The organism is Streptomyces sp. SID12501 (genome assembly GCF_010550245.1).
Lineage (GTDB): Bacteria > Actinomycetota > Actinomycetes > Streptomycetales > Streptomycetaceae > Streptomyces.
In genome coordinates this window covers 1-400 of the sequence record NZ_JAAGLU010000956.1, presented here as the reverse complement: position 1 = coordinate 400, position 400 = coordinate 1, and the positions used below count along the sequence as shown (strand labels likewise).

Sequence of the window (400 nt, the reverse complement as noted above, 5' to 3'; positions counted from 1 at the left end):
CAGGGCCTGCATGCCGTGCAGGTCCGCCTCGTCGAAGTGCTGCATCCAGGAGGGCGGCGGAACGTCGCCCTTGTCGGAGACGAAGAGGTCCTCGGCCTCGCCCAACGTGCGCCGCATGGCCTGGCCCTTGCCCATGGCCGCCTGCGCCCAGGCCTCGATGGTGTGCAGCATGGCCCGGGTGCGCGGCAGGGTCTGCTCGCCGGAGCCGGACTTCGCCAACTTCATCAGGTCCAGGGCCTCGTGGGGCTTGCCCAGGTGCACCATCTGACGGGCGGCCCGGGACAGGGCCTCGCCGGCGCGCGGCCGGTCGCCGCCCTCGCGCGCCGCGTGCGCGGCGATGACGAAGTACTTCTGGGCGGTGGGCTCCAGGCCGACGTCGTGCGACATCCAGCCCGCGAGC

General features: G+C 73.2%; 1 pseudogene. It reads right to left on the bottom strand.

Annotated features, from left to right (window positions below):
* A pseudogene (locus G3I71_RS49305) lies at positions 1-400 on the bottom strand (hypothetical protein); the annotation flags it as partial.